Source organism: Nitrobacter sp. NHB1, from assembly GCF_036964665.1.
GTDB lineage: Bacteria > Pseudomonadota > Alphaproteobacteria > Rhizobiales > Xanthobacteraceae > Nitrobacter.
In genome coordinates this window covers 3162228-3178547 of record NZ_JBAMDA010000001.1, presented here as the reverse complement: position 1 = coordinate 3178547, position 16320 = coordinate 3162228, and the positions used below count along the sequence as shown (strand labels likewise).

Sequence of the window (16320 nt, the reverse complement as noted above, 5' to 3'; positions counted from 1 at the left end):
ACAGGATTGTAGTAGCTCATGTACGAGAGCAGCACGTGGCGCAGATGGCGTTCGCCGAATACCACGATATGATCAACGCATCCCTGCGGATCGATCCGTTCAGCCGTTCGGCGTATGCGTTTTGCCAGGGTGAGCGAGGAGACGTCGGGCGATCTCGAATACCGATGGACCGAACCCGACGCATGAATATTTCGCCGTATGCGCCATCGCGGTCCCGGATCAGGTAACGAGGGATTTGCTCCCAGCCACACGCCTCCGTCAGTTGGTTGGCGATCCATTCGGCTGTCGGATGCGCGGTGACCCCAAACCACAGGATCTGCCGCCGGCCATGGCCCATGATCAGCAACCCATAGACAGGACGAAAGAAGATTGTCGGCACGACGAACAGGTCCATCGCGGCGATCCTGTCAGCACGGTTACGAAGGAACGTCTTCCACCCCTGCGACGGAGGGGCCCTCCTCCGCGCCATATACTTGGCCACACTGGTCTGGCCAATCTCGATGCCAAGCTTGAGCAGCTCGCCATGGATCCGCGGTGCTCCCCACAGCGGGTTGGCGGTGCTCATCTCGCGGACCAGCCGGCGAATTTCCAACGGTACGGCCGGTCGACCGTAGCGACGCTTCGATTCCCAGCGCCGATGCGATCTGAAACCAGCACGATGCCAGCGGATCACGGTGTCCGGTCGGACGATCGCCAGTACATCATACATTTTTGGAAACAGTCCGCAGATACCTCCCAATATCAGACGGTCAATCGAGATGAAGGAGGCCTCCTGGAACGGGTTCGCCGCAGCACATTGATTTGTTGCCGCAAGACCAGAACTTCTGCCTCAAGCGCTACCCGCGACCGCAGCAGGTCCATCACCATTCCAAAGATCAGTCTGCACAGATCCAACATCGGGCAGCAGCATCGCCCGATTCTCGATCAACCGCCAGCCGGATTGAGTTTGCGACAGGGACAGACACACCGCTACGTGTGCAGCGGCGACCGCTGCATGCCGGCCGGGCTGGTGCTGACGGGCGGCGGTGGCCGCGATGCAGTCACCCCTTCAAATCAAACTCGCATCGGAGTCCTTCGGCGACCTGAAGGATCATCTGACGACGGCTCGGGTCGAGAGCCGCAGCGTCTTCCGAGATTACCACTTTCCATGTGTCGCCGTCGGGCTGAACGGAGATCGTCATGTCGGTAGGCAGGTCGCAAATGTTTTCCATCTCTACCTTGATCGACGCTTCAAGTTCTCCGGCTGTTCTGCTCGGCTTTTTCATGTTGCGAGTTCCTACCCGCCCTAGGTGAACATTAACACGAAATCAGCAGCCAATAGGGGACGCGGCAACGTGACCGCAAGAACAACTCGCCTAACAGGTTGGGCGCCGCACGGTGGGCTTTGATGCGGCCTCACCGCTATCGCTCAGCGCGTCCCGCTCAAGCCGGATGTCAGGCAAAGCGACGATCTCACCCATGGATTTTACCTCCAAAAATGAGCTAAGATCTGCCGAAATGCGGAGAAGCGCCGATGGCTGGAACGCATGTTCTCTCAGAGATCGAGGCCCGGATGGGCATCATCCGGGACAATATCCGGCAATTGATTGAACAGGCTGCCGCGACGTCAGGGGCTGAAAGCGATGCCTTGGTGTCAGACAGGATCGCTCAACAAACGGAAGAACTGGAGCGACTGGCCAACGAGCGGGACGTGCTTGCAAAGAAAACAAGTTGACCGGCGCCTCCTTTGCGCACCCGGCCCCGGCAATAGTCTCTCTCCGGGCTATTCCGCGACCGCTAACCCCACGGGGTCCACTGGATGCCAGACCTAGATCCTCTCGAATCCGTATCCGCGTCCGAATTGGTTTCGGCATCGGTGCTTGCAGCACTGATCCCGGCACTGGTCAATCGCGGCGTCCTGACTCAGCAGGATGCCAATGAGATTTATGAAAACGCCCTGATGATGATCGAAATACAACAGGGCGCCGATCCCGCCGTGCAACGCGTTTACGAGGCGGCACGGGAGTTGATCGAGGCGCATTTGCGGCCTGAATAGAAAACCCCGCCAGCCTGGACTGACGGGGACTTTGAAGCCGGTGCTACCACCCAGGAGTAGGATAGTCGTTCGACATCGGATTTCTATCGCACGTTCCGCCAATTCCTGACGCTGTCGCTCTGCATGCCTCAAAGGTCGAGAACCGGCAATCACCGGGCTGGCCCCAACCCTCGCCCTGCAAGCAGTAGGCATCATATTGAGCGATCACCGGATATTGAGCGAACGTCGCCCGAAATTGAGCCAACGTCCGATGTTGAGCTAATGCTGGCGCGCTGGCGCTAACCAGTGTTCCTATTGCCAGAACTGCTGAGAGAACTGTTTTCATGTCGCCTCTCCTTTTACAGCCTAACGGTTACGGCCCAACGGAGAAACAGTGCGTCCGTTCCCATCAAATTCTCGAGATAAAAAACCCCGCCGGAGCCAAAATCTCGGCGGCCTACTGGCGCGCGCGACGCTGCTCTCTCTCGGCGCGGTCAACCGCACAGTCGGCGACCTCACGACTTGAGATGGGTGGGCCGCCGCCGCGCACCGCGCATCCCGCCATGTCGACCTCTGTCGGGCCGGATGGACCGCAGCCAGTCAACAGCAGGAGAGCAGCGATTGCGACAAGCTTCACCGCCGACATCGTTTCACCGCCTCTATCTGTATCTGTGCCTTCGACGCCACTGCGGCCCCGGCAGCGGTTTTCGCCGACGGCCCGAAACTTAGTTCAGCCAAAGGTGTTGGGTATGCTGAGGACTGCAGATCGGGGCTGGCTCACGATGGAGGCTTCTGATGTGCGATTACAGCTTGCAGCACGTTGCTTCTCGTCCCGCCGCCGCCGGCCAGCGACTGGTAACGACCCGGTTCCCCACATCGATGACGTGCGGTTTCACCGAAATCGGTGAGCCCGCCGTCGTGATTTGCCTACTTCCGGGGACGGAAATTGCGTTCGACCGCGAGGTCAAGGCGGCGCCGAACTTTCCCTTGATGCCGAAGCATCGGATCGGCGAGCGGGTGGCGCGTTTCCGCCAGGTCGCGCTCGACAAGCCGACGGCGCATCACGACGCGCTCGAATTTGCCAACGGCGAGATCGTGCTGCTTACCCGTCTGGTCGAAGGCCAGATCGCCACCGTGCTGCAGCTTCCGCACGGTGCGGTGCGCGCGACGGCGGCCGAGCCGGGCACCATGCGGGCGCAAGGCGCGCCGGCTGCCGCGCGGCGCGAGCGGGCATAGTAGCAGCGCGAGTGGCTTGCCGTGCGCGCCATGGCCTCGACGATCTCGGCTGCTCTGGACGTACTCCATCGCCAAGCCAATCCCCCGCTATTAATCGGCGCCGAACTTGGCCCCGTGAACTATCGGCCACAATTCCTTGTCGCAGTTGACATAACCCGCGCCGGGGTGGGGTCAACACCGGCGCCTAACCCCGGCGCCGATTCACATAGATCACCACATAAGCCGGGCTGGTGATGGGGTCATGGACCTTCAACAGCCGATAGACCGAAGCCTCCGAGACAAAGTACTTTCTCTCGTCGGTGAACCGCACGGCCAACTCTCGCGGCGAGAGTTCAGGAAGCTCCAGCGCCAGGTCAATGATCTGGCGGCGGACATCGTCCGGGATGCGATTCCAGACGCGGTCCAGTCGTGAGCGATGATCAGTCAGCGCTTCAGGCCCGCCATTACAATAACGATCATACCAGCGGTAGAATATGGCCCGCGGGACGCCGAGTTTGTCCAGCGTGCGCTTGGCCGGTAGATGTGACTGCTCGACCAGCTCGATGATCTCGGCCTTCTCGGATGCGGGATATCTCATGCCTGGTCTTCCCCATCCCCGCTCATACTTATGGAATGGCTCGCCCCTCCTTCCTGGCGCATTGATGCTCAGGATCCATCAAGCATAGGAGTAGAGCAATGCAGATCGCAATTCTGGGTATCGACCTCGGGAAGAATAGCTGCAGCATGGCAGGTCTCGACGACGCGGGGCGCGTTCTCCTGCGCCGTCGCGTGCGGCGTGAGAGCGTAATTAAATTCGTTTCGGGCCTGCCGGCCTGTGTGGTTGCAATGGAGGCTTGTGGTGGGGCTCATCATCTCGGACGCCTGTTTCAGAAACAGGGGCATGAGATACGGCTAATGCCACCGGAATATGTTCGTCCTTACGTCAAAGCGCAGAAGAACGACGATCGTGACGCGGAGGCGATCGCCGAGGCCGCCAGCCGGCCAACGATGCGTTTCGTTGAACTGAAAAGCGAAGAACAACTCGACATGCAGATATTACATCGCGCGCGTGATCGCCTTGTTGCAGAGCGAACAGCGCTCATTAATCAATTGCGGGCCATCTTGCTGGAGCGTGGGATCATCATGTCTCGAGGCCGCAGAAAGCTGGAAACTAGCCTCGCGGTGCTGATGGACGCAGATATTGCTCCTGTCAGCCCAAGAATCCGAACCCTCATCGAGGACATGCAAGGTCAATGGCACGATCTGGATCGTCGCATCGCGGCGTTTGATGAGGAGTTTAAGGCTTATGCCCGCTCGGACAAAGCATGCAGGCTTCTGGTGACGATCCCGGGTGTGGGTCCTTTGAACGCAACAGCTTTCGTGGCGGCGATCGACAATGCGCAGGCCTTTGGCCATGGTCGGGATCTTGCTGCCTGGCTTGGTCTTGTGCCCCGTCAGATGACGACCGGCGGACGGCCTAAACTCTTGGGGATCAGCAAGAGAGGAAATAGTTACTTGCGAAAGATGCTGATCCACGGTGCCAGAGCAGCGTTGCCGACGCTGTCAAAAGGCCAGACAATCCTGGGAAGCTGGCTGCGGAATTTGTTGGCAAGAGCGCATATCAACAAGGTCGTCGTCGCGCTGGCTGCCAAGATGGCGCGGATTATCTGGTGTGTGCTGCGGAACGGTACCGCTTTCAAGGCAGCGGCGGTGAGAGAGCCTGCATAATCACAACCGGTCGAGGACTGTTCAACATATAAGACGTCCAAGACCTTCGAATGTCTGTGGGTGGTAGTGTGAAGATGGCCGACAGTCGAACGGCATTTCGAAAACCTGATTAAAAAAATGGCGATAATCGCCGTCATGCTTATGAGGATCGGAATGCGCGGAGCTCCATCTTGGCCAGGATACGTTCCTGAGACCGGATACGTTGGTGCAGATTGATCAGCCAAATTAACAAAACACTTGCAGACGGGGCGAGCCATACGTTTTTTTAAGCAGACGGTTCTCCAGGGTGAGATCGGCAACGACCTCTTTCAAAGCGGTGGCCTCACGGCGAAGATCCTTCACCTCGCCAGGCGTTGCGGCTCGCGCAGTGTCGCCCGCCAGCCGGCGTTTGCCAGCCTCCAGGAACTCCTTGGACCAGCCATACATCGAGGCGGCGATGCCTTCCCGGCGGCACAGCTCGGAGATGTTCTCCTCACCGCGCAGTCCTTCCAGCACGATGCGGATCTTCTCCTCCGCCGAATACTGCCGACGCGTCTGGCGCCGGATGTCCTTTAGCACTTGTTCTGCGGGCGCTTTACCCGGTCCGGATTTCTGTCTCATCTTCGCTCCCTGCGGCTACGATGAACCAGAAATCCTCCCTTCGGAAAGCCCCTCAATTTGTCTCAGGGGGCTGACGGGGAACATGCATTGCTATCGATCCTTTTCAGAATTTTGTAATCCCGTTGCGCAACACTACCCTTTCTCACAAGGGATATTGCCATGGATGACAAGGTGAAAATCCGCTGCCCGGCCTGCACTCATATTTTCTGGGAGAATGCCAGTCGCGTCCGCGATGGAGCACAGGTTAATTGCCTCAACTGCAACAAGCTGATTACTCTGACCAAAGAGACAGAAGACCCGTTTCTGCGCCGGGCGCTCAAAGTCGCACGCGAAATTAGAGCCGCAAAAGACGCGGCGGTCCACGCGGCGATATATAGCGGCGTGGCATCAGCCTCAAGGCGCGAAATGCCTTAACGGCTTCAGACGTCAGCCGTGCCGAACACTCCGGCCACCGGCACAGTACGTTGCCCATTCATCCATTAACCGCCGCCGCTTCACCAACGCATCCGAACGCCTATAAGCCGCTTCCGTTTCGTCCGCCACAGCATGGGCCAATGCTTGCTCGCACACCTCGCGCGGGAAGTTCGTCATGTCGCCAGCCCAATCGCGGAACGTCGAACGGAAGCCGTGCGTCGTCGCCTGCTCTTTAAGTGTGGCGCGCAATCGCCTTCGCGAGCGACACGTCGCTAATCGGCTTGCCGCGTCGCCTGCCGGGGAAGATTAGACCTTCGCCTCCGGTGCGCTCGCGGACCACCTCTAGCGCCTTCAAGGCCGCGTCGGTTAATCGAACAACGACGAAGGCCGGACCATGTCCCGAGCGCGGTGTCATGAGCTCGAGACGCTGACCCGCAAGGCCGTGGCGCGGGTTTACGACCGTTAAATGAGACACCACTCCGTCGAGAATGGCGGCAGCCTCTGTTGTTCGGTTCCGAGCGGCTCACCGGTGCGCCGCTCGACCGGCTGACCCACCACCCTCATATCCTGAACATGAACGGCGACAGCTACCGCCTCAAGCAATCCGCCGGCCGCCGCCGAGCAGCCACCTCGACCAACGCGGCGGGGCAAAACTAGGCCATCGCCGAAACAGACAATCAAGTCGATGCCCCTGCAGTCGATCCGGCAATCGTCTAAGCCGCAACCAGCCGACCAAATCCCACCGACCGCTCGCTCGCTACGGCGCTATCGAAAAGCGCGTTTCGCGAGCGGCCTCCGCCGCACCCGAACTGGCCTGGTTTTACGCCGCCGCAGTGGCCCGGATTCCGACCGCCATTGACAGACGCCGGTTCCTTCGGTCGAAAATGCATAAGGCCGCCGCGTGGCGCCCGCTTGCATCACCTTGCGAACAGTGTGACAAATATCCTTCTCCAAAAGAGAGCGGAACATGGCGATTCAGGTAAATGACGTCGACGCGTTAAAGAGTTACCTTGAAGCTGCAATGGGTCGGGTGAAACATCATCCGGGAAACGTGGATGGTGTGATTTTGGCTCTTACGGGCGCGATCGTCTGGAAAAAAGATGCCGATCCTATTGAGCCGATGGGTTCAGAGGGCGACACGAAAAACGTCCTTTGGGTGAAATTCAACGGAATCCGATACGCGTTTTCTTACAATCACACCGCACGAACCGTCGAGCTTCGCAAGGACAGCACAGATGGCGCGGTCCTGTATTCGTTCTCGAACGCGACCCCGTACGCAGATATCATTTCTGCGTTCGATACGCTTAAGTCTTAGGCTGCCATCGACGCCGCTTTTGATCGGTGCCAGATGCAGGGGTGAAGGCAAGGTGCGGCAATGCTAAGGGACGATCGGGATAGTGGGGGCGGCCCTCCGCGCCGTACAGGTCGGAATGTGCTCGGCGAGCCACTTCAACTCTGTTCGATCAAACCGATTACGGGGTTTTATCGGGACGGCTGCTGCGACACTGGGACAGAGGACATAGGCAGTCACACGGTCTGCGTCGTGATGACTGCCGGGTTTCTCAGTTTTTCTAAATCGCGCGGCAACGATCTCTCGACACCATTGCCGGAGTTCGGTTTCCCAGGCCTGAAACCCGGTGACCGGTGGTGCTTATGTGCACCCCGCTGGCAGGAAGCATTCAAAGCAAACCAAGCGCCACGAGTGGTCTTGCGCGCCACTCATGAGGGTGCGCTGACATATTGCTCGCTCGCCGATCTCAAACGCTTTGCAATGGATCTAGCGTGACCACCCAACGGGGTCATGATGCAGCAACACGACTTGCTCGCTTATCCACGCGCCGCCCTCGAAACCGCTGGCATCATCTTCCTGGCGGATGGCCAATCGATCGACGGCGGCCCTGGCGTTAGGCTGGCGAGACGCTAACCCCTACCCCGCGCGCGACGCTTACGTTATTCTGCGGCCATGTGTGAATGCTGATCGAAAAATGACCCCCATCGGCATCATGGAGACCCCTTCAGCCCATTGATTTCGTTGAGTTGGAATGATGGGACCCCCTTGCCGATCATGGTCGAGACCCCGCGCCGAAACACAGACTTCGATAAGTTACCGCTTGAGGCGGGTTATTGGGCCGCCCAAGAGGAGGCAAAGAGCCGCGATGCTAAGGGGGACTAGGGGGACGCCAAGGTCAATCGGCGGTCTTTAGCCGCTTCATCGTGAACTCGATCTCGCCGCTGGGCAGATCCCGCTAGGATTCGACCTCTGACATGTCGCGGCCGGCCAACGATCGAGGAATGCCTTGGCCGTTTGCCGGGCTTCGTCCTGAGGCTGCCTGAAGGTCTCCCGGACTTATTCAGCTCCGGTGGCGATTTTTATGCGGCCTTTGTTGCCATTACGAACACGGCCGACGCTCCCTACGCGGTATGTCCGGGATCAACATTCTTGGGCGTCTTTTTCTCGCGCTGAGGCGTCATTTTGGCGGGATCCGGTTTCCCCAGGACTCCGCGAGGCCCGAACTGATTCCGTTGAATATCATCCTCGGACAAGCGCGGTTTGCCGTCGTCGAGTTGTCCTCCGGGGCCGTACTTCAAATCTGATGTCATGGACTGATCCTTCGATTGCAGATCGCGCGGCGACTGGCTTACCCCGTGAGTGAGTCAATGGACCGGCCGGCGTATCGGTTCCCGCGCCACTAACGCCCCTGACACCGCCTCCGGTTCGGACTAGGATGGAGAGAGGATGATACCTGATATTGGCTCAGAGTGGATCGCGCGTGATGGGCGGCGCATGCGTGTGGACGAGGTGATTGTACCCGTCGATCCGGACGCGATGCCGTGGTGCAAGATGACAGTGTTGAACCCCGGGAAGAGGACGCGCCGTCACACCGAAATGTCGACGTCGAGCTTCGGCAGCGAAACCCACTTCGGATTTCTGAGGCCGCTGCTATGACATCACCCCTCTCCAAAATCATCAACCAGCGCCGCATTGGCTTTGTGGCGGAGCATGGCCTAGACCGGAGAATATCGAATCTTGGCACAAGGCCGAACGCGTCATGGAACAGGAATGGAGCATAGCATGGTAGTTACCAGAAAAATGGCCAGTATAACTCGCGTTTACATCGGCTGGGCCATCGGCGGCGCAATCCTCGTGCTGCTGCTCAGTTTTTCCGTTTTCTACACTGGGCGCGGCACGCATCCGAAGTCAGTCGATAATGCGCCGAACGCCGTAACACAGCCTCAACCGCAAAAATGAGCTTCTAAGCAAGCTCGCGGAGGATTACCGGATTCCGTCCGGCACGGATTACTTGCGCTCGCGCCCCCGCTCTATCTCCGCGCGATCAACCGCACAGTCAGCGACCTCACGACTTGAGATCGGTGGACCGCCACCGCGCACCGCGCATCCCGCCATGTCGGACTCGGTCGGGTCGGATGGACCGCAGCCGGCCAGGACGATCAGCGCCGCCGCGGCCAGCGGGATCAGGATGGCACGGAGGGGGATCATCAATCCATCCTCTCCGGCTCGCCGTGGGGAACCAGCGATAGACCGTGCTCCAGGGCGGAAAGTCCGCAGGAAGCAGTCGCCAGGTGCAGCCCGACCGCATGACATAGAAAATCGCGTTGACGATCTCGCGCAACGGCCAGCGCCATCGCCGTCCTCTGGTCTTCGGCTTTGGAAAAAGCGGCTCGATCACCAGCCATTCCTGATCGGTAACATCGCTCTGGTAGCGCAATGTGTGGCAGCTATACTTCTCGCGAGTGGCAGGGGTCCACATGAAGGCTCCAAAGTGGGAATCAGCAATCACCTTGGAATCACTCGGACTTCAGCCACTCAACCCTTTTCGAAACGGCCACTTAGGGAACCTCTGAGCAACGTGACTTTTTCTGAAGCAGTCGCAACAGGTTTGCGTTGGCGGTGAAGGGTTCTTTGTTTGCACCTGCCGCGGGTGGCATTCGCCCGGCGACTTTGTCAAGCGGACGCAAGTGTCCTGCGGGCAAGGAATAGGTTTGCGAGCGCGAGCAACCCGAAGACCTGTGCGCCGTTTTTGGCGATGCCGCGATAGCGAACCTTGCGATAGCCGAACTGGCATTTCATCACCCGGAACACGTGCTCGACCTTGGCACGGATTTTTCCGAAGCGGCGATTGCGCCGGCGTTGCGATATAGACAGGGGGCGTCCGGGCTTCGCTTTCGCCTTCACGGCCCACAGAACGCCCGCTGCTTCCGCCTGTCGTTGTTCGCGGTCGTTGGCATAATCGAGCGACGCGAAACTCAGCTGGCCCATCCGAGCGCCTCCCCGAATCAATGATCGAAGAGTGCCATAGTCGCCAAGTTGTTCAGAGCTTCCTTAGCACTCAGTCACAGGAAGTTGTCACCGCATCGCTGGGGTTTCGGTTGCGGTCGACGCGGATAAAGATACATTATAAATGCATCTTTAAGAGCAACCCCCGAACGTGCGGCGTCGGTGTCTCGGCTAGCCGCAGCAAGGCTTAGGCAGGATAGGTCGCGATCCTGCCTCGCCGATCGTGATCCGCGACTGAAGGAGCAGCAATGCCAGAAAGAGTCGAATGGTTCAGCCGTGAACACAATGTCTTGGCAACCGCAAGGAGCGGTCTTTCACAAAGGAGAGGTATGATGAACAGAGCTAACAGATACAATCAGTTCCATGTCGATGTACCATCGTTCGATCCTGCTGACACTTTGGTGCCGATGCTGATCGGAGGTCTTGGTCTCATTGTCGTTGGGATGATCGCAGTCGGCATATTCGTGGGATAATCGCAGCCGGCATATTTGTTTAGAAATCAGCTCAGGATGTGTACGGCGGTGACAAAGTAGGCCACGGAGCAGCCGCCAGCACACACCTGTGACAACTCATCGCCGCCAACACCGTATCAATCCGGCCGACCGCCGCCTAAGGCCTTGCGGGCGAGCGCGTGTTCGTAGCCTGGCTTGATGGCTCCGTGCTACATTGAGCAGTTACCCCTTAAAGCCTTTCAGAATTTAGTGCCCATCGTTCAGGCAGCAGCGTTGCGGACAACATAGCCCGCGCGCACCTTCGACGCATGAAGGTGCGCTCATTATTCTTTATTTTTGCAACGCTTGTCTGCGCGAGCGCTGCGGATTTTCCGCCGCATGACTCGAAGACCTATCCGCCCGGCACCAATAACTGATGATGCGCGCGCTGCTCGCGTTGCTGGTTTTGTCAGCGCTGCCAGCCTGGGCTGCCGTTGGCCCCTGTATTAGCCCGAATGCGGTGCCCGGGCGGCCTTCACTGGAACGGCAGCACCATCCGACTTTGCACGGCGGCCGGTTACGTCAGCATCACCGGCGTCGTCAGCGACACCACTTGCACCGGCCGCGGCGGCCAAGTCGATCGCTTTGGCAATGAGCAGTATTTCTGCAACAGATCGGTGTGGGTCAATCCAAGCTGCGGCACGCCCAGCGGCACCTGCGTGGCAGGCCGCGCGGGAGGGCGTGAGTATTTCAGTGGCGGGGCGCCATACTATGCGACGTGCAACGGCACCAATTGGCTGCCCTGGGCGACCACGGCATGCGCCAGTGCCTGCACCGGCAGCTATACCTGGACCGACCAAACGGCTGCAGGCTCACGGAGTTGGACCAGCATCGCCTCATCGAGCGACGGCAGCAAGCTTGCGGCGGCCGTCAGCGGCGGTGACATCTACACCTCGACCGACACTCGGACCCGCCTTGGGATAATGCGGCTCGATCAAAGCTTCGAGCGCGACCCAAGGCACCACGCCTGCCATCTCAGCCAAAACACATCTCGCTTCGTGCGCTTCTTCTTGGCCGCATAATCGAGCGACGCGAAACTCAGCTGGCCCATCCGAGCGCCTCCCCGAATCAATGATCGAAGAGTGCTATAGTCGCCAAGTTGTTCAGAGCTTCCTTAGCATTACAGTCGTAATTTTTGTTTGATGTGGGTTTTTTGAGCGACGGCCTGGTGAGCGCGTCGCCACAGCGACCATGCGATGACATAGCCAGGTTGCTGGTCGTCGACGAGACCGGCTTTCTGAAGCAGGGCAAAGCCTCCTGCGGAGTGGCGCGACAATACACCGGTTCGGCCGGAAAGATCACGAATTGCCAGATCGGGGTATTCGCGGCCTATGTGTCGCGTCACGGTCATGCCTTCATGGACCGCGCGCTCTATCTGCCGAAGAGCTAGACGGACGATCCGCGCCGCCTGAAAGCCGCGCATGCGCCAGGCGATGTCGGATTTTCGACGAAACCGCGGCTCGCGGCCAAGATGATCGCGCGGGCCATTGCGGCGCGCGTCCCATTCGTCTGGGTTGCAGGCGATACGGTCTATGGCGTCGGCGACATGGAGCGGGATTTGCGCCAGGCTGGCAAAGGCTATGTGCTCGGCGTTGCCGCCAACCACTGGTTCGGATCCTGGAGCCGGAAGCGGCTGATCGGCGGTTCGGCGGAAAAGATCGCCAAAGCGCTGAAGCCGACCGATTGGCGCCGCCTGTCGGCAGGCAGCGGAACCAAGGGGCCGCGGCTGCATGACTGGGCGTATCTCGAACTCGCCGATCTCGACGCCGGTGAGTTCAATGAGGAGCGGCTTGTGGACGCGCGGCCTGCTGATCCGACGCCATATCGTCGATGGCGAACTCGCCTACTTCACCACCTGGTGTCCCGCCGGAACGTCCATCAAGCAGCTGGTCGCCGTCGAAGGACATCGCTGGGCGATCGAAGACAGCTTTGAGACCGCCAAGAACGAGTTCGGCCTCGATCACAATGAAACGCGATCCTGGCATGGCTGGCATCGTCACGTGTCGTTTGTCATGTTGACCTTCGCCATGATGGCCGCCATTCGCCGAAAAGCCAACGCGCCGTCCCAAAAAAACACATCGCGCGCAATCCGAACGCGCGAGACCTCATCCGTTGGTCGGTCCAGGAAATCCGCAGAATAGCGCAGCGGCTCGCGCGAAAACGAATACGATTTCGATCGACACGCCCGTCGTCCATGATTGATGTCGAATCATGGTGATGCATCGAGTCAGAACTCGCTAAAGCGCGCAATACAAATTACGACTGTAATGCTAGGACACAAAAGACATAGCACGCAGGTGAGATCTTAAACAGCTCGGCATCCGCCAAAAGCTGAGCTATGCGGGATTTTGGGTGACGAGGCGATCAGGCGGTGTGGCTTGCCAGCACTTCGATGACCTCGATGCCGTCTTCGAAACTGATACCTGCGATGACTTTCGGCAACTGATATGTGCCTTTGAGCCGCCGCCAGGTCTTTGATGCGGCGCTTTGATGCGGCGCAGAGCAGCTTGAACACCATCAACCTGGCAGTCGTTGACGATAACCAACCCATTGGTGCCACCGTCCTGTGCCGGGCCGTCGCGAGGGTGGCGAATTTCGCTGGCCAGCCGCGGCGCGCCTGAAGAGACCGGACCATGCCGACGATCCCCTTGAGAAACGCAAACAGCCCGCCGCCGATTCCCGCGGCCGTTCCGGCGATCACAAACGCCGTCCATTGAATCCGCTTGTCGTCGATACCCATCGTTTTGCTGCGCGGCGCGTAGCCGAATGACGAGAACACCATAATCCGCAACGCCGTCATTAGCACGACTATGCCGAGCAACAGCATGCCGGGATGACCAACCGCCATTTGGTGCCCGGAACTCAGGATTGCCCCTTTCGAGATGATGTGCTGCGTCCCATACGCATTGTTATCTGCGACAGTTGGTCGACGCCGCATTCCAACCGATAGCCGTTATCCCACGCCGCCTTTTGCGCTCAGTTCGACAAAGCTGGGTGGGTTTTGGGGACCTGCCATTTCTTATCGACCAAAAAACGCACCGCTCTCCGGTGCGGCCTCACCTGACTCAAACAGCGTATCGATAATCGTCGGCGGCACCCGCCGCTTGATCATTATTCGCCGGAGCGATTCCAGAAAACTGGAATCTCGAATGTTCTCCGGCGCGACGTTCTTGTAGAGAATCTTGATGACTGGCGCCTCAAACGAAATTGCGCTTTTGAAAAGCTCTTCGGCCAATCGCCCCAGTTCACGTCTGATATTTTCAGAGCTGGTTTCCAGGTTCCATCGCGCAAAATACTTAGGCGGATTGTTTTCCCATCTGCGCCAAAACTCCTCTACGATTCGTTCCTCGAAGGCGGTTTTTTCCTCGACAAGTTTCTTGCTTAGCGCCTTTTGATACGCTTCGATAATTTGTTTAAACCTAGACGTTGCGTTGTCGAATGCTTCCCGGTCGCCGTAAAGGATCACCCGTCCAAAATTGTTTATCTGAAAGGTAAACTCGTCTTCGATCCGCTTTCTTTCATTTTTGAGCCAAGTATCGTCGACCTGGATTGACTCTGATTTTCCGCCGCTTTCGATCCTGATCGCCAATTTTCCGATGCCATCGAATGGTGGACGAATCCGGCTATTGATCCGATTTTTTAGATCGGCGTCATCGACGTCGATGAGCTCTGGCGGCAATGGTATTTGCCTGGTGGTCAACCGGTAGTTCGACGCTGAGAATTCAACGTATTGAACTCTTGATGAGAAAACGTTCATCTTGCGCGTGATGTCGAACGGTTTTGGAGGATTTGCCTTCAGGTCTGCTTGCATCGCGAGCACCTTGGCTGCATCAAGAGCCTTTGTTCCGACTTCCCCCGGGGGCGCATCGTCACGGCTATCTGATCCAGCCGCCGTAGCGAGGCGATTGGCAGCATTGCCAGACAGCACGATTGCATTCGGCTTGTCCATCGATGTTGAGCCCGCCTCGATGTTCCTTGAGACCGGCGAAAAGACCATTGTCGTATCATCGGCGATCACAACGCCGATCCGTACACCCCGCTGCTCGCGAAGACCGACATGGCTATCGGCACTGACTTCGCGAATCTTGTCCAAAGCGGCCTGGTCACCGAAGCCGAGACGATACACTTCGGGATCGGAATCCAGAATGATCGTTACCCTGTCGTTCAGATCGTGTAGACGTTCTGAAAGCGCGTCTGCGACAGCTTGCGTCAGCGCCGGGGCAATCACCACGAGACGATTGCGTGCCCCTAAGATCAGCTTGATAAGCGCTTCATCAGAAGCAACGACGAAGGTGCGGCCGTCCGCTACCATTACTCCAGTTCCCCTCGTTCCAGCCGACCCCACGCCTGCAACACGAGCCGCCCAGTCAGGCGGAATCCTGAGCTGCCACCGAATAGCTGATCCTTGCATCAGGATATTTCGAGATAAGCTGATCGAGATTAGAGATATAGGTGATGGACCACTGGTTGCTCAAAGCCCAAGTCTTTCCATCAGAGATAAACAGTTCTGGGTCCTCGAAGTAATACCTCCTTGAGTCGTAAAGTCCTCCACTATGCGTCCTCAGTTCCGCGACCGCTGCTCGGAATTCAGGTCCTGATAGCTTGCCTCCTACTCCGACGAATTTTCTCGCGGGAAGCACCCCCTGAAGATCTGACACCGAGGCGCCCCGTTCGACCAAAGCTCGAACCACTGCCAAGAACAGCTGCCGTTTGTAGAGCTTCGGGCAAACCTTGTCGCTGATGCGAAGATCGTAGCGCGTCCAATCCGCCCCACCCTCTTCTTTTTGACGCTCCTCGGCAGCTTTCTTCTTTAGCCTGATTTGATATTCGTTTGCTTCAGGTAATGGCACGACCTGCTGGATATCCAGCAGCACTTTGTCTATCAGCTGGTATGGAATTAGACGCACACAGCGGATATCGAGGTCGCGCTCGTTCAACCATAAAACCGACGTCGTGATCTCTTTTGAGAAATTAGCTGAGACAAGCACAATCCTAACATCTTGTGCAAATTCGCTTACCTTAGGCTCATCCCACCCGAGGAAGGTCAATATGGCATTCTCGGCACTACTCGGTTCGCCGCCTGTCTTGGAAAGAAATTTCATGTGCGCAGCAAGAGCGTCCGCATAGGTCATCTTGCTGATCATCGCCCCGTAGCGGATCGCCTCAATTCCATGTGGCCACCATCGTCCGTTCGTTTCAGCTCGACGACCACCAAATTGGCTTGTTTGTCTAGACACAACAGGTCAATGCTTCGCCAGGAGTCCTCCCAATCTGAAAACTCCTCCGCAAGAACAAACGTGTCGGGTGCTACTGCGCTTATATTAGTTCGCAGGATACGTTGTAGATCCTCCCGCTCTCGAATGCTCTGAGATGCAAACGTGACCGCCTTGAGCGGTACTAAGCCGTCGCGAGTTAACTCATGTATAGCCATTACGTTACCTTCGGCCGCCTATCGCTTTGACAATGTCCTGATACTGCTTCGTTTCAAACAACTCCTGCACAAATTCCGTCAATGCAGGGTCGTCCCCTGTGCCGTTTTGAGAACGATCGCGGCGTTCGTG

General features: G+C 58.0%; 16 protein-coding genes and 8 pseudogenes. 11 read left to right on the top strand and 13 right to left on the bottom strand.

Features of this window, described 5'->3' with window-relative positions; genetic code table 11:
* Positions 1-16: 16 nt before the first annotated feature.
* Both V4R08_RS14790 and V4R08_RS14785 read right to left on the bottom strand, forming a co-directional pair.
* Positions 17-709: a hypothetical protein gene (locus tag V4R08_RS14790; protein WP_335580045.1), complete on the bottom strand. Its 693-nt coding sequence runs from the start codon at positions 707-709 to the stop codon at positions 17-19.
* A gap of 331 nt (positions 710-1040) precedes the next feature.
* Complete coding sequence (locus tag V4R08_RS14785) at positions 1041-1265, bottom strand: hypothetical protein (RefSeq protein ID WP_335580044.1); 225 nt, start codon at positions 1263-1265, stop codon at positions 1041-1043.
* 248 nt (positions 1266-1513) lie between these two features.
* Between V4R08_RS14785 and V4R08_RS14780 the strand changes: the two genes are divergently transcribed.
* A complete protein-coding gene (locus V4R08_RS14780; RefSeq protein WP_335580043.1) occupies positions 1514-1714 on the top strand; it encodes a hypothetical protein in 201 nt (66 codons plus the stop codon).
* Positions 1715-1798: 84 nt separating this feature from the next.
* Positions 1799-2035, top strand: coding sequence for a hypothetical protein (locus tag V4R08_RS14775; protein WP_335580042.1), 237 nt, complete (start codon positions 1799-1801; stop codon positions 2033-2035).
* Positions 2036-2078: 43 nt separating this feature from the next.
* Here V4R08_RS14775 and V4R08_RS14770 read toward each other — a convergent pair whose 3' ends face one another.
* Positions 2079-2360, bottom strand: a complete 282-nt coding sequence (locus tag V4R08_RS14770) for a DUF3551 domain-containing protein (protein ID WP_335580041.1) — start codon at positions 2358-2360, stop codon at positions 2079-2081.
* Positions 2361-2809: 449 nt separating this feature from the next.
* Between V4R08_RS14770 and V4R08_RS14765 the strand changes: the two genes are divergently transcribed.
* Positions 2810-3250, top strand: coding sequence for a hypothetical protein (locus V4R08_RS14765; protein WP_335580040.1), 441 nt, complete (start codon positions 2810-2812; stop codon positions 3248-3250).
* 208 nt (positions 3251-3458) lie between these two features.
* Here the strand turns inward: V4R08_RS14765 and V4R08_RS14760 are convergent.
* A pseudogene (locus V4R08_RS14760) lies at positions 3459-3857 on the bottom strand (helix-turn-helix domain-containing protein); the annotation flags it as partial.
* Positions 3858-3925: 68 nt separating this feature from the next.
* Between V4R08_RS14760 and V4R08_RS14755 the strand changes: the two are divergent.
* Entirely contained in the window at positions 3926-4957 is a 1032-nt protein-coding gene (locus V4R08_RS14755; RefSeq protein WP_335580039.1) for an IS110 family RNA-guided transposase, read from the top strand.
* A 255-nt stretch (positions 4958-5212) separates the two neighbouring features.
* Here V4R08_RS14755 and V4R08_RS14750 read toward each other — a convergent pair.
* Positions 5213-5557 (bottom strand): annotated as a pseudogene (locus tag V4R08_RS14750) (transposase); the annotation flags it as partial.
* Between the two features lie 159 nt (positions 5558-5716).
* Here V4R08_RS14750 and V4R08_RS14745 point away from each other — a divergent pair.
* From V4R08_RS14745 to V4R08_RS14730, 4 genes and pseudogenes are all read left to right on the top strand, one after another.
* Positions 5717-5971, top strand: coding sequence for a hypothetical protein (locus V4R08_RS14745; RefSeq protein ID WP_335580038.1), 255 nt, complete (start codon positions 5717-5719; stop codon positions 5969-5971).
* A 498-nt stretch (positions 5972-6469) separates the two neighbouring features.
* Positions 6470-6628: pseudogene (locus V4R08_RS14740) on the top strand (ATP-binding protein); the annotation flags it as partial.
* Positions 6629-6938: 310 nt separating this feature from the next.
* Entirely contained in the window at positions 6939-7286 is a 348-nt protein-coding gene (locus tag V4R08_RS14735; RefSeq protein ID WP_335580037.1) for a Vch_cass14 family protein, read from the top strand.
* A 60-nt stretch (positions 7287-7346) separates the two neighbouring features.
* Complete coding sequence (locus V4R08_RS14730) at positions 7347-7757, top strand: DUF2237 family protein (RefSeq protein ID WP_335580036.1); 411 nt, start codon at positions 7347-7349, stop codon at positions 7755-7757.
* A 626-nt stretch (positions 7758-8383) separates the two neighbouring features.
* On the opposite strand, the gene V4R08_RS14725 is transcribed toward V4R08_RS14730, so the two are convergent.
* Entirely contained in the window at positions 8384-8572 is a 189-nt protein-coding gene (locus V4R08_RS14725) for a hypothetical protein (RefSeq protein ID WP_335580035.1), read from the bottom strand.
* Between the two features lie 472 nt (positions 8573-9044).
* Between V4R08_RS14725 and V4R08_RS14720 the strand changes: the two genes are divergently transcribed.
* Complete coding sequence (locus V4R08_RS14720) at positions 9045-9221, top strand: hypothetical protein (protein ID WP_335580034.1); 177 nt, start codon at positions 9045-9047, stop codon at positions 9219-9221.
* 106 nt (positions 9222-9327) lie between these two features.
* Here the strand turns inward: V4R08_RS14720 and V4R08_RS14715 are convergent, their stop codons facing one another.
* Together V4R08_RS14715 and V4R08_RS14710 are read right to left on the bottom strand one after the other, a co-directional pair.
* The gene (locus tag V4R08_RS14715; protein WP_335580033.1) at positions 9328-9741 is read right to left on the bottom strand and encodes a transposase; all 414 of its coding nucleotides are present in this window, start codon (positions 9739-9741) and stop codon (positions 9328-9330) included.
* A 194-nt stretch (positions 9742-9935) separates the two neighbouring features.
* Positions 9936-10220 (bottom strand): annotated as a pseudogene (locus tag V4R08_RS14710) (transposase); the annotation flags it as partial.
* 380 nt (positions 10221-10600) lie between these two features.
* On the opposite strand from V4R08_RS14710, the gene V4R08_RS14705 reads away from it, so the two are divergent.
* The gene (locus tag V4R08_RS14705; RefSeq protein WP_335580032.1) at positions 10601-10741 is read left to right on the top strand and encodes a hypothetical protein; all 141 of its coding nucleotides are present in this window, start codon (positions 10601-10603) and stop codon (positions 10739-10741) included.
* A gap of 926 nt (positions 10742-11667) precedes the next feature.
* On the opposite strand, the pseudogene V4R08_RS14700 reads toward V4R08_RS14705, so the two are convergent.
* A pseudogene (locus V4R08_RS14700) lies at positions 11668-11810 on the bottom strand (IS5/IS1182 family transposase); the annotation flags it as partial.
* A 159-nt stretch (positions 11811-11969) separates the two neighbouring features.
* Between V4R08_RS14700 and V4R08_RS14695 the strand changes: the two are divergent.
* A pseudogene (locus V4R08_RS14695) lies at positions 11970-12900 on the top strand (IS701 family transposase); the annotation flags it as partial.
* A gap of 223 nt (positions 12901-13123) precedes the next feature.
* Here V4R08_RS14695 and V4R08_RS14690 read toward each other — a convergent pair.
* The 4 genes and pseudogenes from V4R08_RS14690 to V4R08_RS14675 form a co-directional block, all read right to left on the bottom strand.
* Positions 13124-13349: pseudogene (locus V4R08_RS14690) on the bottom strand (IS256 family transposase); the annotation flags it as partial.
* 48 nt (positions 13350-13397) lie between these two features.
* Positions 13398-13697, bottom strand: a pseudogene (locus V4R08_RS14685) (ABC transporter permease subunit); the annotation flags it as partial.
* An 81-nt stretch (positions 13698-13778) separates the two neighbouring features.
* On the bottom strand, positions 13779-15071 hold the full coding sequence (locus tag V4R08_RS14680; protein WP_335580031.1) for a phospholipase D-like domain-containing protein: 1293 nt from the start codon (positions 15069-15071) through the stop codon (positions 13779-13781).
* 55 nt (positions 15072-15126) lie between these two features.
* Entirely contained in the window at positions 15127-15903 is a 777-nt protein-coding gene (locus V4R08_RS14675) for a hypothetical protein (RefSeq protein ID WP_335580030.1), read from the bottom strand.
* Between the last annotated feature and the right edge of the window lie 417 nt (positions 15904-16320).